Raw genomic sequence first — 15748 nt, forward strand, 5'->3', positions numbered from 1 at the left:
TTCGTATATAGTCACTCTAATTTGTTAGAGCGCACACGAGCTGGCCACCCGATGAAAACCGCATTTATACTTGAAGATACGCCAGAGTCACAACTGTGGTTATCAGAAGTATTACACAAGAGCTTTGCCGGCATTTCGATTGCTGCTGCAAATAATATCGCCCAGGCGATCGCTGTCATTTCTACTGGCCCGCCAGTCGATATCGCTTTAATAGATTTAAGTCTACCAGATGGCAGCGGCATTACGGTGATTGAATGGTTTAATCGCCACTCTCCGCACACGATTTGTGTAGTTGCCAGCATTTTTGACGACGATAGGCATATTTTCCCGGCATTGCGCGCTGGTGCACATGGCTATCTGCTGAAGGATCAGCCGCAGCATGCGCTGGTGCAGGCTTTGAACGGCATTGTCACCGGCCAGCCACCATTGTCGCCAGCCATCGCCAGAAAATTATTGCGCCACTTTCATGAACCCTATAGCCAGCCGTCGCAAGAGTTGCTGACTGAGCGCGAAAAAGAAGTGCTTTCTATCATCGCCAAAGGCATGACCATGGCAGAAACCGCCAATATGCTGGGTCTCAAACGCAATACCATCGCCGGTTACGTCAAGGAAATCTACCGCAAACTCAATGTCTCCTCCCGTGCCGAGGCAGCGATCAGTGCGCAGAAAATGGGGCTGATTTAATCTGCAATTGCTGGCACTTATTTGTGCCAGCTTTTGTCTGCTCATCATGGCGCTGTTTTTTAGCTGCCGGTATCCCGTCTTTTTGCGGGGTATAATCCATGCAAATAAAAAACCGGAAAGTATCCATGACAACTAAACTTAAATGGGGCATTTTAGGTGCCGCACGTGTCAATGAGCGTTTGCTGCCAGCCATCGTATCGGCGAAAAATTCACAACTGGTGGCGATAGGCAGCCGCCGTGCCGGTGCCGCTAAAGCCATACTCGATAAATACGCGCCTGATGCCACTGGTGTCACTTGCTATGACGATATGGATAGCCTGATCAACGACAGCAATGTGCAGGCGGTGTATTGCCCTATGGCCAACGAGGAGCATGCCGAGTGGGCGCTGAAAGCCATCAATGCCGGCAAGCATATCCTGATTGAAAAACCCATGACCACCAAGCTGGCAGATATAGACAAGATCGAGGCCGCCGCCAAAGCTAAAGGCGTGAAAGTGATGGAAGGCTTTATGTACCGCTTTCATCCGCAGCATGCCAAAATCAAGGCGCTGGTAGATTCAGGCCTGATCGGCGATGTGCTTTCCTGCCGCGCCAGCTTTTCTTTCCTGATGCCACCAGCCCGCATGTATCGCATCAACCGCAGTATGGCTAATGGTGGCGGTGCCTTGTGGGATATAGGCCCTTATGCGATTCACGCCTTGCGCTGGTGTTTTGGCGGCGGCGATGCACCTGCCGAGCCGAACAATGTCGTCGCATACGGCAAGTTAAATGAGCATGGTGCCGACGTGGTCGCCAGCGGCGTGCTGGACTTTGGGCCGGATGCGCAAGGGCGGGCGCGTTTTGGCCAGTTTGATGTGAGCTTTGAGCGCAGCCGCAAAGCCGAATATGAGCTGATAGGCGATAAAGGCTGGATCAAGTGCCACAATATGTGGAGCTATCCGACCGATGACCCGGTGATCAGCTGGGAGGCAGGGGGCAAATCGGAAACCCTGGTGTTGCCTAAAGCCAATCACTTTAACCTCGAGATCGAGCATTTCAGCGACTGTGTGCTAAATGACAAAGCGCCATTGCTGACGTTTGAAGATGCCAAAGGCAATTGCCGGGCGATTGAAATGGTGATTGCTGCGCTTAAGGATCAATAGGTTTAAAAATAAAAAAAGGATGCTCAGGCATCCTTTTTTATTGCGCTATGGCCGGACTAGATTTTATTGTCCAGACCCATCTGATAATACTTATGCACGATCTTTTCCTGGTTTTCCAGCAACCAGTCTATGCTGGGCTCATTGCGTAACGCTTTCTGGATCGCCTTGAAAGTCGCTTCGCGGTGAATATCAAACAAGGCTTTATGGTCTATCTTTTCCTGTTCCAGGATGGCCGGGCTTAACCAGACTGAAACGATAATGCCGAGGTCATTGGCTTTTTCTTTGGGGATATCGCCACTACGCACCGCATCGAGCACGCCATTGGCGATCGCGCCTTGCACAGTGCCCATCAGGATATTGGTATAGCGCGGGTCTTTCACCGTCACTTTACTGACCATCAGTGTCGCCGGGCGCACCATGATGTCGGTGTTCATGATCGCCAACACGCGGGTGTGGCCTTTGACCTGGTCGCCGAGCAGGTTGGCAAAAGCAGTGCCCATAGGGCCATTCATTTCGCCAATGGCGACTTCCGGCTCGGCTGCGGTTCCCGGTGGGCCGCCAGCAACCAGGGCTTCACCCACACGCATAATGATTCTATCGTCAGACATTTACATACTCCTTTGTGATCAATACGTTTTTTACATGGTAGGGGAAAACGCCAGGCATGGCTATCGCCAGCCGGTGATTTAACAGCTTTTAGATTTCACTGCTACCGTTGCCGGCAACAATTAAATGGCTTTAACCCTTGATGAAAAACGGGTTCTAAGGAATAATCTACCCTTTCCGTAAAAGGGCCGGTTTCTCGCCCTTTTTAAAGAATTCAATCAAGGTTTTGCAGCTTTTTGTGTAAGACCGCTCTTATTTTCATTTGGGAGAAAACAATGGCAACACGTGTCGACTTGTGCAATGCTATCCGTGCTTTGAGCATGGATGCTGTACAAAAAGCAAACTCCGGTCACCCAGGCGCACCTATGGGCATGGCGGAGATCGCTGAAGTGGTTTGGAACCACAATTTGAGCCACAATCCTACTAACCCGCAATGGGCTAACCGTGACCGCTTCGTTTTGTCTAACGGCCATGGCTCTATGCTGATTTATTCATTGCTGCACCTGACAGGTTACGATTTAGGTATCGAAGATATCAAGACTTTCCGTCAATTGCACTCACGCTGTGCTGGTCACCCAGAATTCGGCTATGCACCAGGCATTGAAACCACTACCGGTCCATTAGGTCAGGGTATCGCTAACGCTGTTGGCTTTGCCATGGCTGAAAAACTGCTGGCTAACCAGTTCAACAAGCCAGGCCATGACATCGTTGACCACTACACATACGTGTTCCTGGGCGACGGTTGTATGATGGAAGGCGTTTCTCACGAAGCGTGTGCTCTGGCTGGTACCTGGGGCCTGGGCAAACTGGTTGCTTTCTGGGATGACAACGGTATTTCTATCGACGGTCACATCGAAGGCTGGTACACAGACGACACAGCAGGCCGTTTCAAAGCTTACGGCTGGCACGTTGTTTCTGTTGACGGTCACGACCAGGACGCAATCCAAAAAGCGATCGACGAAGCGAAAAAAGTCACCGACAAACCTTCATTGATCTGCTGTAAAACAATCATTGGTAAAGGTTCACCAAACAAGTCTGGCTCACATGACTGCCACGGTTCTGCATTAGGCGACGCTGAAGTTGCTGCTACACGTGCTGAAATCGGCTGGGCGCATGAGCCATTCGTGATTCCTGCTGACGTTTACGAAGGCTGGAACCAAAAAGTGAAAGGTGCTAAGCGCGAAGCTGACTGGAATGACAAATTCGCAGCTTACGAAAAAGCATTCCCAGCTGAAGCAGCAGAGTTCAAACGTCGTATGAACAACGACCTGCCAGCTAACTGGAAAGCAGAAACAGACAAGATCATCGCTGCGATCAACGAAAAAGCAGAAGGTGTTGCTTCACGTAAAGCTTCACAAAATGCGATCGGCGCTTTGGCTCCATTGTTGCCAGAATTCCTCGGCGGTTCAGCTGACCTGACTGGTTCTAACCTGACTTCAACTGGTAGCTTTGTACACGTAGATGCGAAAGAACCAGGTAACTACATCTCTTACGGTGTACGTGAATTCGGTATGGCTGCGATCATGAACGGTGTAGCACTGCACGGTGGCTTGTTGCCATTCGGCGGTACTTTCCACATGTTCTCTGACTACATGAAAAACGGCATGCGTATGTCTGCGTTGATGCATCAACGTGTGATCTACGTGCTGACCCATGACTCTATCGGTCAAGGCGAAGACGGCCCGACTCACCAACCAGTTGAGAACACATCTGGCTTGCGTTACATCCCACGTATGGATGTATGGCGTCCAGCTGATGCAACTGAAACAACCGTTGCATGGGTTGCTGCAGTTGAGAAGAAAGACGGCCCGACCAGCTTGGTGCTGTCTCGTCAAAACCTGCCAGGTATCAAGCACGACGCTAAAGACTTCGAAGCGATCCGCAAGGGTGGTTACGTATTCTCTGATGTAGCTGGAGCACAAGTGATTATCATCGCTAACGGTTCCGAGCTGGATCTGGCTGTGAAAGCTGCTGCTGAGTTGAACGCTGCCGGTACTAAAGTGCGTGTGGTTTCAATGCCATCTACTAACGTATTTGACCGCCAAGACCAGGCTTACAAAGACAGCGTTCTGACTCCAGGCGTTGTTCGTGTAGCGGTTGAAGCTGCTCACCCAGACTTCTGGCGTAAATATGTTGGTCTGGAAGGTGCAGTTGTTGGTATCGATACCTTCGGCGAATCCGCTCCAGGCGGCGCACTGATGAAACACTTCGGTTTCACAGTTGAAAACGTAGTCAACACTGTTAAATCTGTTCTGTAATTAAACAGATTCGCAGTTTAAAAAACCGCTTCCCAGGAAGCGGTTTTTTTATTGATGCTTACGCTATCACCCTATCTGCCAGCAGTTTAATGTTACCCTGAGCACCTCTCTTATTCGCATACGCTATGAAAACCCCGCCAAGATTACAACCACTGCTTGAAGACGGCATCATCGATGAGGTGATACGCCAATTAATGAGCGGCAAAGAAGCCACGGTATACGTGGTGCGCTGTGGCGGTGAAACGCGCTGCGCCAAGGTGTATAAAGAAGCGAATAAACGTAGCTTTCGCCAGAGTGTTGATTACACCGAAGGCCGCAAAGTCAAAAGCAGCCGTCAGGCGCGGGCCATGGCCAAGGGTTCAAAATATGGCAAGCAGGCACAAGAACAAGCCTGGCAGAGCGCAGAGGTCGATGCCCTGTACAGGCTAGCCGCAGCCGGCGTCACCGTGCCAACGCCATATCAATTCTACGAAGGCGTTTTGATCATGGACCTGGTGGCTGACGCCGAAGGCAATGCCGCGCCCAGGCTTAACGATGTGGTGTTTAGCGCTGCAGAGGCCAGGCAGCATCACCAGACCCTGCTGACAGAAGTGGTGCGCATGCTGTGCGCCGGTATCGTACATGGCGATCTTTCCGAATTCAATATCCTGCTCAGCGACGCTGGCCCGGTGATCATAGACTTGCCGCAGGCGGTAGATGCTGCGGGCAATAATCACGCTAAGAGCATGCTGGAACGTGATGTGAGGAATCTGGCGGATTTTTTCGGCCAGTTCGCGCCTGAGCTGCTGGACACACAATATGGCCAGGAGATCTGGGCATTATATGCGCACGGCGAACTGACATCAGAAACCGTGCTGACCGGCCATTTCAAAGCCGATCAACAGCCGGTCGACTTAAACAGTGTAGTGCGGGTGATAGACGCGGCGCGCGATGAAGAAGCCGCGCGGCAAATGCGTTTGGCAGAAGCCAAAGCAGCCCTGCCAAAACCTAAGCGGTATTAAAGGCTGTTTAGTCGATCTATCTGTGCAGAGTTGATCAAGCACAAGGTAATTATTTAATTACCAAGTAAAATCCCGGTTTAAAACTAAAGTATTCAGAAAGCTCTTATGTCCTACCCAGCCTGCCCACAATGCCAGTCTCAATATACCTATGAAGATGGCGATCAGTACATATGCCCGGAATGCGCACATGAGTGGAGCAAAGTCACAACGGCCGCTGCAGATGAAGTGAAAGTCGTGCGCGATGCCAACGGCAATGTGCTGCAGGATGGCGACAGCATCACCGTCATCAAAGACCTGAAAGTGAAGGGCTCTTCGTCGGTAGTGAAAGTAGGCACAAAAGTAAAAAATATCCGCCTGGTGGATGGCGACCACGATATAGACTGCAAGATCGATGGTTTTGGCGCGATGAAACTGAAGTCAGAGTTTGTGAAAAAGGCTTAACTCAAGTTGGCTTGCAAGGTATAGCATGCTACAAAAAGCCTTCAAAGATCCGCGCTGATCGCTGTTTGATCCGCTCCAGAAGACCTCGTTTTTGCCATTCCTCCAGCGTTATCTTTTTTGCATCTTTCATATCTTCTTTAAAACGGTCTTCCAGTCCCCTGGCGATTTCTTTGCCCAAAATCACAACGTCTACTTCTGCATTGATGCCGGCACTGCGGTAATCAAAATTTGAACTGCCGATGGCGGACCACACACCATCAATAGTGATGGTCTTGGCATGTAACACCTGGCCTTGCATTTCATAAATCGCAATGTGGTTTTCCAGCAGCAGGCTGTATCTGGAACGCTGTACCAATAGTGACAAGCTGGAATCAGTAAAACTGGGTACCATTAATTCCACACGCACGCCACGGTTGGCCGCTTTCACCAACGCCTCTAATTGCGCCTTGGTCGGTACGAAATAGGCAGCGTTGATCAGGATGCGGTCTTCGGCACTTTCAATGGCTGAAAGCATGGAGAGGTAATAAGGCGAGTCGGTATCTTTACGTTTGGTCGCTGGTGTGGCGATGACACGTGCAAACTGGCTGCCCTGTTTGCTCAACTTGGGGAAGAAGTGTGTCTGGTCTAATGGTTGTGTCTGATCCCAGTTTTCCAGAAATACGCGCTGAATGTCAGCCAGAATAGGGCCTTGAATCAGCACATCCATATCGCGCCAGGCCGCATCGGTTAAAGGGTTGGGCGTTTCCTTTTTATAGGTTTTGAATGAGCCCTTGCTCTGATAAGTTTTGCTCAGATTCACGCCACCTATGATCGCCACCTTGCCATCTACAATCAATATCTTGCGATGGTCGCGTTGGTTCATTTGCTTGAGTGATGCGCCTTCCAGCGGATGGAACACCGTGATTTTGGCACCAGCTTTTTTCAGAGATTCAAAAAACTCGGGCGGCGTTTGCTGCGAACCATAAGCATCATAAATCACATGCACCTCAACACCTTTAGCCAGCTTTTCAAGCAATAATGGCTTGAGTGTCACCCCACCCAGATCCACATCTTCAAAAGTAAAATATTCCAGATGTATGTTTTTCTCGGCGCGGCCTATCAATTCTTTCATTTTGCCAAAGGTAGTTTCGCCATCCACCAGCAATGTGAATGCATTATCGGCAAACAAGTGACTATCAGAGATGCTTTGTTCTATCTTGAGGTGATTCTCAAGTGAAGCCCGAATCTGCTCGTCAGGCGAGAGCTTTTGCAGCGCCTTATCAACCTTGGCTTGGGAGAGGGTATCTTTTGCACCGACGATCTCAATCTGCTGAGCCTGCGGGTTGATTTTCTCAAGTGCGCGTTCGTGATCAGGGATCACGGCACAGCTTTGAGTGAGCAGACCCAGCAGCAACGTGATGAATGTGGCTGCGTTTTGAGAAAGGCTTATATTTGTCATCAAACGCATGTTTGCAAAAGTCATGGGAGAGTCATAAACCGAGATGCAGAAATGCTGAAGTGTAGTCTAAGCGATGCAATAAAGAAGTCGGGGTGACGCCTACAAATGATTCATAAGATTTAAGCTAGATTGATAAACAAGAAAGTCATTCAATCGGCACCCTTAGAATAGCTGTTCAGAAGACGTGAAGTTGTACGTGATGCAAACGGCTATGTGTTGCAAGATGGCGATATCATCCCCGTGATCAAAGACCTTAAAGTCAAAGGATCTTCATCAGTGGTGGAGGTCGGTACTAAAGTGGAAAATATTTGCCTGGTCGATGGCGATCACGATATCGATTGCAAGATTGATGTCTTAGGCGCGATGAAGTTGAAATTGGAATTGGTGAAGCAGACCTGACAAAGGCGGTTAAGCATTACTAATTGCATCCTCTAAAGAGTCGTAATGAGTTTGATCGTTAGTTTTTATTGAATTCATTATGATGGTAATTACATCTTGGCATTCAGATAAGTCCGCGTACTTTATTAACTTGTCCGTTGTTAAGCTATGGCTGTGATAATGCAAAAATTTTCTTGTTCTTTCACATTCGACTGGGTCAAGTATTAATTTATAAATACTTGAGTCAATATTCATATGGCTTTGGTATTTAAAGTTTAAGAAGGTCTCAACAAATCGTCTTGCAATGTTTGGTAAGTGATAGAGGAATTCATAAGTATCGACAGGGTTCTTCTGAAAGTTGCGAAGCAAATAAAAGAGGTAGTTATATTCTGAATTAAATGCCGTTAAAAGATTTGTATTGGGTTTTATAGACGATGCATCAGTATGTTGATTTTTGTGTCTTTCAACTACAAAGTATGAATGCATTGTAGTTTTTGTTTTTGAAAACCAATCAACAATCAAATTATGAAAATCGAAGTTGTGAGTTGAAATAAATAGTTGCTTACATTTAACCGTGTGAGATCCTTTTTTAGTAATTGGATCTATAACTATTTCGTAAAATGTATTCTTTATGAATGAGTAAATATTGAATAAATGATTTGAATCTAAGCTTGATACTGGATCGTCAATATAAATAATTGTGTCCGAAAGTATATTATTTTGCTCTTCAAGTTTTGCAATAAAGTAGGCAAATGCTATTGCAGTTTTTTCACCTTCGCTGAGATTTTTGGCTGGTACGGTACCCCTGATCAATTTAAATTTTTTTTCTGGTGTGGGTATGATTTCAATGTCATCTTTACCAAAGAATTTTTTTAAGTGTTCATTAATTTTCACAGCCCCTTTTACGGTGTCGTCAAGCTGTGACCTAATAAGTCTAATGTTTTGAGCTAGCTCCTGATTATCTCTTTCCCTTTTTTGGATATTTTTTTCTTCTTTATCTATCTCTGTCGTTATTTTTGAGTATTGCTCTGTTTCTTCAAAGAGGGCTCCAAAGTGTTCCTTCAGTTTTTGTACTGCAAGATTCTTTTCAGACGTGAACTCTGAGGTTCTTTTATCATTCCGATTAATTAGCTCATTTAACGCGATTAGGGATTTTTTTAATGCCAGTGAGTTGTCAAGCTGGGAAGGTAATTCTACTTTATCAAAAGGCTTGTCTTTTTTCTTATCTAAATGAAAGATAACTTGATGAATAGTTTGATTAAAAAAAGCCAATTCTTCTTCAAAAGATTTTTTTATTTCTTTTAGCTCAATTACAAGATCAGTATAGAAAGCCGTCTCTGCAGGAATTTGGATTGTGGTTATTAGAGCCTGATGAAGCTTTTGAAGTTGAGTTTGTATATCTGATTTCAAATTGTCATAATCTTCAGAAAAGTGTTCATTTAATCTTGATAATAGGCTAGGAGGCAACGTGTTGCCACAAAATTCACAATTGACTTTGTTTTCATGCAAGCTTCGTCCAGATTCAACCCAATCACTAAGCTCTTTGTTATTAATGAGCTTTTCTATTTTATTGCTTGTTAAAAGTTGCGTGCGTAGAGTGGATTGAGCCTTGTTAATAAGTGATTGCAGTTCACTAATTGCAATTTGAATTTCACCAATCAAAGGCTTTTGCTCGCTAGAGATTGCCTGTACTTTATATTTATTAAAATCATTTTCTGAAAGTTTGAAATTTGTTTCCAATATGATTGTTGATTCGACAACTTGCTTTAGCTTATCGCGATCAAAATTCCTACCTAAGTTTAGTAGTGATGATATTTCACGGGCTTTGTCCGTTAAGGACTTGTTAATTTTAGCTTGTCGTTCACTGCGAGTTTTTTTAGCATCATGAATATCTTTACCTTCTTGATCATAAGCCTCTACTTTTGCTTTTAGCTCAGCCTGTAATTGGATGTTTGCAGCGCCCAATAAGAAAATAGGTTCAAAATCATCTAAGTCCCACTTTAAATTTTCTTTAATGAAGTCAGAGTTAAAAACTCGTATATTCGGAATTAGGCCAAAATTATGTGTATAGGTTGTATTTGGATCGCCTTGAAATTCAAAAGTGGCCGATAGATAGTCTGGATGTAGCTGGCCTTTTTCTAGACAACGAAAAACTCTGGAAAGAGTTGTTTTACCAGAGTAATTCCATCCATATATAAGATTGAAAATTTTGAATTCTGGAGTAGCTACACTTGTAATATTCTTGAAAACGCCAAAGTCATTTATTTTATTTATTTTAGTTAGCATAATGAGTTAGCTTTAAAATTTGCATTAATATAAATTTAATTCATCTTAGCAATTTGTTTTGAAAAAAACAATTTGCGTTATTTTTGTTGACTAAATCACTTCCTTAATCCAGCTAAACACATCTATTCAAGCTTTAGACAGTTTCCATTTTTCCTACATTGTTTTCAGCATCTGTCTGATACCACTATCTTTCGTAAAAACTATCATTTAAGTGCTAAAAATCTAATTAATGAGGAGGCTGTATGTCATCGTTCGTTCTATATCTTATCGGCTTCGCTATCTTGATTGGCGGGATTGCATGGGCGTTGGTTGAAGCAGGGGTACCGCATTTGTACATCATTATTGCTTCTGTGATTCTCACAGGTATCGGCATACTGAAAGCGGTATCGCACACCAGGACTAAAGATATTTCTCGCAACTAAGTAGCTTCGTCGTTATCAAACTGGTTTCACCGCTGCAAAGTTAACTCTCTGAATCGAATGTAATGAACAATTTTAATAAAACAGATCTCCACCTGGATGGGTTGGAGATCGCTGGCTTGTATCTTGAAGATGTATTTTCTGTTTGGGAACACTACGATAAAAACGCCAACAAGTACTTCACCGTTTTTATGATCAATAATTCCCGCATTACCGTGCCTGCCACTGATGCCAATGTGGCTAAGCTTTATCAGGGCGGGCATCCGGTGTCTGAATTTGTCGTTAATGACGGCGTTGTGGATGAGCTTGAAATTACCAAATAGCAGCATTGGCTAGCCAAAATGGATAACTGCTGCCCGATTCATGATAATTTGTAGCAACATTTGCATGCAATTGCATTAAACCAATTGGCCTGAGCCAACTCTCAAATATAATCCTTTATATTTTCTATTCTCAGGCCATTCCCATGCGCACAGAAAACGCAGTAGCACCCAAAACCATTTACCTCAAAGACTATACCCCTGCGCCTTATCAAGCCGCGTATGTGAATCTGAGTTTTAACCTGTTGCCGGGCAAGACCATAGTCACATCTGAAGTGAAATACGCGAAAAATCCTGCGGGCGTTTCAAATGACTTGGTGCTGGATGGTGAAGAGCAAAACATTCTTTCGGTGGCATTGAATGGTCAGCGGTTTGAAAGTTATACCATAGAAGATGGGCAGATGAGGATAGTGAATCCCGGCGATGAATTCATCTTAACCATCATCAGCGAGATAGACCCGGCGGCGAATACTGCGCTGGAAGGCTTGTATCAATCGCAGGGTAACTATTGCACGCAGTGCGAGGCCGAAGGCTTCAGGCGGATTACCTACTATCAAGATCGCCCTGATGTGCTGAGTGTGTTCACCGTGCGGATTGAGGCGGATGCCAAGTTGTATCCGGTGTTGCTCTCAAACGGTAATTTGCAGGAAGAGGGCGGTTTGCCGGATGGGCGTCATTTCCGTGTCTGGCATGACCCTTTCCCCAAACCTTGTTATCTGTTTGCGCTGGTGGCCGGCGATTTGCAGCGTGTGGCGGATACGTTTACGACCATGTCTGGCCGCCAGGTGGACCTGCATATCTATGTGCGGGCGGGGGACGAAAAACAGTGCGGCCATGCCATGGAGTCACTGAAAAAATCCATGAAGTGGGACGAGGAAGTCTATGGCCGCGAGTACCAGCTGGACTTGTTCAATATCGTCGCCGTCAGTGATTTCAATATGGGCGCGATGGAAAACACCTCGCTGAATATTTTCAATACCGCGCTTGTACTGGCGCATCAGGAAACCGCCACCGATAGTGATTTTATGAGTGTGGAAGGCGTGATCGCTCACGAGTATTTTCACAACTGGACCGGTAACCGCGTGACTTGCCGCGACTGGTTCCAGCTCTCGCTCAAGGAAGGCTTTACCGTTTTCCGCGATCAGGAGTTCAGTGCTGACCTCAACTCGCGTGCGGTGCAGCGTATCGACGATGTCAATGGCTTGCGCCGCTTGCAGTTTCCTGAAGATGGCAGCCCGCTGGCACACTCGGTTCAGCCCGACCAGTTTATCGAGATCAGCAACTTTTACACCAAGACCATCTACGAAAAAGGCTCTGAGCTGATACGCATGCAGCATACTTTGCTTGGCGCACAGACTTTCCGCAAAGCCACCGATCTGTACTTTGACCGCTATGACGGACACGCCGTGACCTGCGACGATTTTGTGCAGTGCATGGCGGATGCGTCCGGCCGCGACCTGTCACAGTTTTTCCGCTGGTATAAACAGGCCGGTACGCCTACCGTGCAATTCAGTAGTGCTTATGACTCAGCAAAACAAAGCTATACGCTGACGTTTAAGCAATCACAACCGGATACGCCTGAACAAACCAATAAGCAGCCTTTGCATATTCCAGTCGCGGTTGGTCTGCTGGATGCCAACGGCAAGGAAGTATTGCCAACCCAGGTGCTGGAATTGACAGCGCGAGAGCAAACATTCACTTTCACTGATCTGCCCGGCAGGCCTGTGCCTTCTATTTTGCGCGGCTTTTCGGCACCGGTGAAACTGGAAACTGATCTGAGCGATGATGACTTGCGCCTGCTACAAGTGCATGACAGCGATGGCTTTAACAAATGGGAAGCAGGCCAGACCCTGGCGTTGCGCACCATTGAGCGCGTGATGAAAGATCCGGCTGCAGATATCTCGCAATACGTCGCTGATGTGGGCGCGTTGATAGCACAAGGCCTGCAAGGCATTGGCGATAAAGCTTTGCTGGCACGTGCACTGACCTTGCCTATGATAGGCGTGATCGCCCAGCATCAGGCGGTGATAGACCCGGCTGCGATCGATGCCGCACGCACGGCTATCGTCCACCAGATTAAACGTGCGCATAAAGAGGCATTGGCGGCGCTGTATGACGCGAATGGTAATCCGGGCAGCTTCTCCATCACCCCTGAAGCCATGGGCCGCAGGGCGTTGCAGGCTGCAGTGTTGGAGATACTCACATCCACCAATGGCACCGGTTGTGCTGCACGCGCCAAAGCACATTACGATGCGGCGGATAATATGACTGACAGGGTCACTGCCCTGGCGAGTTTGTCTGATAGCAGCCAGCCGCAGCGGGCTGAGGTGCTGGCCGATTTCTACAAGCGCTTTAAAGATTACCCTTTAGTGGTTGATAAGTGGTTCTCGCTGCAAGCCATCGCCAACCGTGAGCAGATTTTTGAAGATCTGACCATGTTGCGAAACCATGCGGATTTCAATATCAAAAACCCTAACCGTGTGCGTTCCCTCTATAGCGCATTCGCCATCAACAACCCGGTGAAATTTCACGATCCTAGTGGCAAAGGCTACGCCTTTTTACGCGACGTGATCATTGAACTGAATACCATCAACCCGCAAATCGCCGCGCGTATGGTCACACCGCTGCGCGAGTGGAAACGCTATACACCTGCCTTGCAGGCACTGATGAAAGCAGCGCTAGAAGCAATACAAGCAACGCCAAACTTATCAGGTGATGTGTTTGAGATTGTGAGCAAAAGTCTTAACGCTTAAAAATAACTGGGATGTTTGAAAAGGGAGGCAATCGCCTCCCTTTTATTTTTTGCGTCATTGATAGTTAATGCCTGACTGAGATTGGATTATCAATTGTTAATATTTGTTATTAAAGTTAATCAATGGTATGGTTTGCTTTTTTAACATAGTTTAACTTTTGTATGTACGGCATGCTTCCATCAATCGGGGTATTTCCACAAAAGAAGATTCGAGCTTTTGCGCCATCACCCACAAGTCTAGTGAATGCCTTAATACTTTTATTAATTAGCATTTGCTCTGGATTTTCCTTTGTGGCTTTAGCAGCTGAACCTCTTAATTTACCTGATGAGAACGCCCAACAATACTTGCGCCAGCAGGAACGTTTGCGGCAGATTGATCAACAGCAACAACCTAATGTAGATGCCAGGGATGCTGGCGAGCAATTAAAGAAATCAGCCATGCAACCTTCAGTAGTCATCCCTATTGAAGAGTCACCTTGTTTTGTTATCCAGGCAATCAGCATGGCGACGGCTAACTCAACCTTGCCTACAACCACACCGTTTCAATTTGCGCTCGATGAAACGCTAAAGGCCGGGGAAAAAGGCAAGCCAATATTAGGTCGTTGCCTGGGGGTAGAAGGCATTAATGCTGTAGTGGCCAGGGTGCAGAATCGCATTATTGCCCGTGGTTATGTCACAACCAGGGTATTGGTCGGGCCGCAGGATTTAAGTGGCGGGCAGTTAGCACTCACTGTGGTTCCTGGCCTTATTCACAAGATAAAACTGGCGGCGGGCGCCAATCCGCATGTTTCGTTATGGAACGCTTTGCCTATGCAGCCGGGAGATCTGTTAAACCTGCGCGATATTGAACAGGCACTGGAGAATCTTAAGCGCGTTCCCACTGCTGATGCGGATATCCGCATTGAACCAGCAAGTGCCGATGAAGAGCAGGGGCCGGGTTTTAGTGATGTCGTGATTCAATATCAGCGCCAGTTTCCGGCGAGGGTGACATTGAGTGCTGATGATGGTGGCGTGCGTTCGACCGGGCGCTATCAAGGTGGTGTCACCATTTCACTGGATAGTGTCACCACGCTGAATGATTTGCTATATGTCAGCCATAACCAGGATCTGGGTGGGGGCGAGGATGGCCGGCGTGGCAATAAAAGCACTACCGTTAGTTATGCCATTCCTTGGGATTACTGGATGTTCGGTGTTAGCGCCTCTAACAGTGAATTTTACCAGCAGGTGGCAGGTATTAACCAAAGCTATATTTTCAGCGGCGAGAGTGAAAACATAGAAGCCAAACTAGGCCGCATGGTATTTCGTAATGCATTTAATAAAACCTCGCTGTCAGTCAAAACCTTTGTCCGTAGCTCCAGTAATTATATTAATGACACTGAAATCGAGACCCAGCACCGCCGTGTTGCAGGCTTTGAATATGGGCTAGAACAAAGTTGGTATTTAGGTCAGGCTGTGCTTGATTATCGCCTGGCTTTCCGTCGGGGCACAGGTGCATATCAGAGCCTGGCTGCACCTGAGCAAGCCAATGGGGAGGGCACTTCTCGCATGAGATTGTGGCTGGCGGATATCAATTTCAGAACGCCTTTTGAGCTACCTATGCCTTGGGGTGCCCAGACTTTTCAATACAGCGCCAATCTGCGTGCTCAAAGCAACCATACCCCCCTTACACCGCAAGACCGTTTCAGTATCGGTAACCGTTATACCGTGCGTGGATTTAATGGCGAGCAATTGTTGCTTGGTGACCATGGATGGTTCTTGCGCAACGACCTGTTAATGCCATTTGCGAGTAGTAGCCATGCCACTTATATAGGCATCGATTACGGTGAAGTAGGCGGGCAATCCACGCGTTTTTTGCCGGGTAAGCAACTGGCGGGGGCGGTGATCGGCTTGCGCGGTAATTTTTCCGTCCAGCGCAGCCAATTGAATTACGACTTGTTCTGGGGGCAACCACTACATGTGCCGGATGGTTTTAATGCCGATGGCAGTGTCACTGGTTTTAATTTGAATGTCAGCTTTTAGCCTG

12 protein-coding genes and 1 pseudogene are annotated in these 15748 nt (G+C 47.0%); 10 read left to right on the forward strand and 3 right to left on the reverse strand.

Annotated features, from left to right (window positions below; all coding sequences use genetic code 11):
• Nucleotides 1–51 precede the first annotated feature (51 nt).
• Complete coding sequence (locus tag ACFQ1Z_RS10940) at nucleotides 52–684, forward strand: response regulator (RefSeq protein ID WP_379057609.1); 633 nt, start codon at nucleotides 52–54, stop codon at nucleotides 682–684.
• Between the two features lie 125 nt (nucleotides 685–809).
• A complete protein-coding gene (locus ACFQ1Z_RS10945; protein WP_379057610.1) occupies nucleotides 810–1826 on the forward strand; it encodes a Gfo/Idh/MocA family protein in 1017 nt (338 codons plus the stop codon).
• A 56-nt stretch (nucleotides 1827–1882) separates the two neighbouring features.
• Here the strand turns inward: ACFQ1Z_RS10945 and fae are convergent, their stop codons facing one another.
• Nucleotides 1883–2434, reverse strand: a complete 552-nt coding sequence (fae, locus tag ACFQ1Z_RS10950) for a formaldehyde-activating enzyme (protein WP_049639931.1) — start codon at nucleotides 2432–2434, stop codon at nucleotides 1883–1885.
• Nucleotides 2435–2707: 273 nt separating this feature from the next.
• On the opposite strand from fae, the gene tkt reads away from it, so the two are divergent.
• The 3 genes from tkt (at nucleotide 2708) to ACFQ1Z_RS10965 (ending at nucleotide 6132) form a co-directional block, all read left to right on the forward strand.
• A complete protein-coding gene (gene tkt, locus ACFQ1Z_RS10955; protein ID WP_379057612.1) occupies nucleotides 2708–4690 on the forward strand; it encodes a transketolase in 1983 nt (660 codons plus the stop codon).
• Nucleotides 4691–4815: 125 nt separating this feature from the next.
• Nucleotides 4816–5691 (forward strand): PA4780 family RIO1-like protein kinase, encoded by an 876-nt coding sequence (locus ACFQ1Z_RS10960; protein ID WP_379057614.1) that lies wholly within the window; start codon nucleotides 4816–4818, stop codon nucleotides 5689–5691.
• A 105-nt stretch (nucleotides 5692–5796) separates the two neighbouring features.
• A complete protein-coding gene (locus ACFQ1Z_RS10965) occupies nucleotides 5797–6132 on the forward strand; it encodes a zinc ribbon domain-containing protein YjdM (protein WP_379057615.1) in 336 nt (111 codons plus the stop codon).
• A 28-nt stretch (nucleotides 6133–6160) separates the two neighbouring features.
• Here ACFQ1Z_RS10965 and ACFQ1Z_RS10970 read toward each other — a convergent pair whose 3' ends face one another.
• On the reverse strand, nucleotides 6161–7570 hold the full coding sequence (locus ACFQ1Z_RS10970) for a phospholipase D-like domain-containing protein (RefSeq protein WP_379057616.1): 1410 nt from the start codon (nucleotides 7568–7570) through the stop codon (nucleotides 6161–6163).
• Nucleotides 7571–7756: 186 nt separating this feature from the next.
• Between ACFQ1Z_RS10970 and ACFQ1Z_RS10975 the strand changes: the two are divergent.
• Nucleotides 7757–7969: pseudogene (locus tag ACFQ1Z_RS10975) on the forward strand (zinc ribbon domain-containing protein YjdM); the annotation flags it as partial.
• Between the two features lie 9 nt (nucleotides 7970–7978).
• Here ACFQ1Z_RS10975 and ACFQ1Z_RS10980 read toward each other — a convergent pair.
• Nucleotides 7979–10234 (reverse strand): AAA family ATPase, encoded by a 2256-nt coding sequence (locus ACFQ1Z_RS10980; RefSeq protein WP_379057617.1) that lies wholly within the window; start codon nucleotides 10232–10234, stop codon nucleotides 7979–7981.
• 242 nt (nucleotides 10235–10476) lie between these two features.
• Here ACFQ1Z_RS10980 and ACFQ1Z_RS10985 point away from each other — a divergent pair, with 242 nt between their 5' ends.
• The 4 genes from ACFQ1Z_RS10985 (at nucleotide 10477) to ACFQ1Z_RS11000 (ending at nucleotide 15744) form a co-directional block, all read left to right on the forward strand.
• Nucleotides 10477–10656, forward strand: coding sequence for a hypothetical protein (locus ACFQ1Z_RS10985; protein WP_379057618.1), 180 nt, complete (start codon nucleotides 10477–10479; stop codon nucleotides 10654–10656).
• A 62-nt stretch (nucleotides 10657–10718) separates the two neighbouring features.
• A complete protein-coding gene (locus tag ACFQ1Z_RS10990; RefSeq protein WP_379057619.1) occupies nucleotides 10719–10976 on the forward strand; it encodes a hypothetical protein in 258 nt (85 codons plus the stop codon).
• 143 nt (nucleotides 10977–11119) lie between these two features.
• The gene (gene pepN, locus ACFQ1Z_RS10995; RefSeq protein WP_379057621.1) at nucleotides 11120–13726 is read left to right on the forward strand and encodes an aminopeptidase N; all 2607 of its coding nucleotides are present in this window, start codon (nucleotides 11120–11122) and stop codon (nucleotides 13724–13726) included.
• A 161-nt stretch (nucleotides 13727–13887) separates the two neighbouring features.
• Nucleotides 13888–15744, forward strand: a complete 1857-nt coding sequence (locus tag ACFQ1Z_RS11000) for a ShlB/FhaC/HecB family hemolysin secretion/activation protein (protein WP_379057622.1) — start codon at nucleotides 13888–13890, stop codon at nucleotides 15742–15744.
• Nucleotides 15745–15748 lie beyond the last annotated feature (4 nt).

It is taken from the genome of Methylophilus luteus, assembly GCF_042676265.1.
GTDB lineage: Bacteria > Pseudomonadota > Gammaproteobacteria > Burkholderiales > Methylophilaceae > Methylophilus > Methylophilus luteus.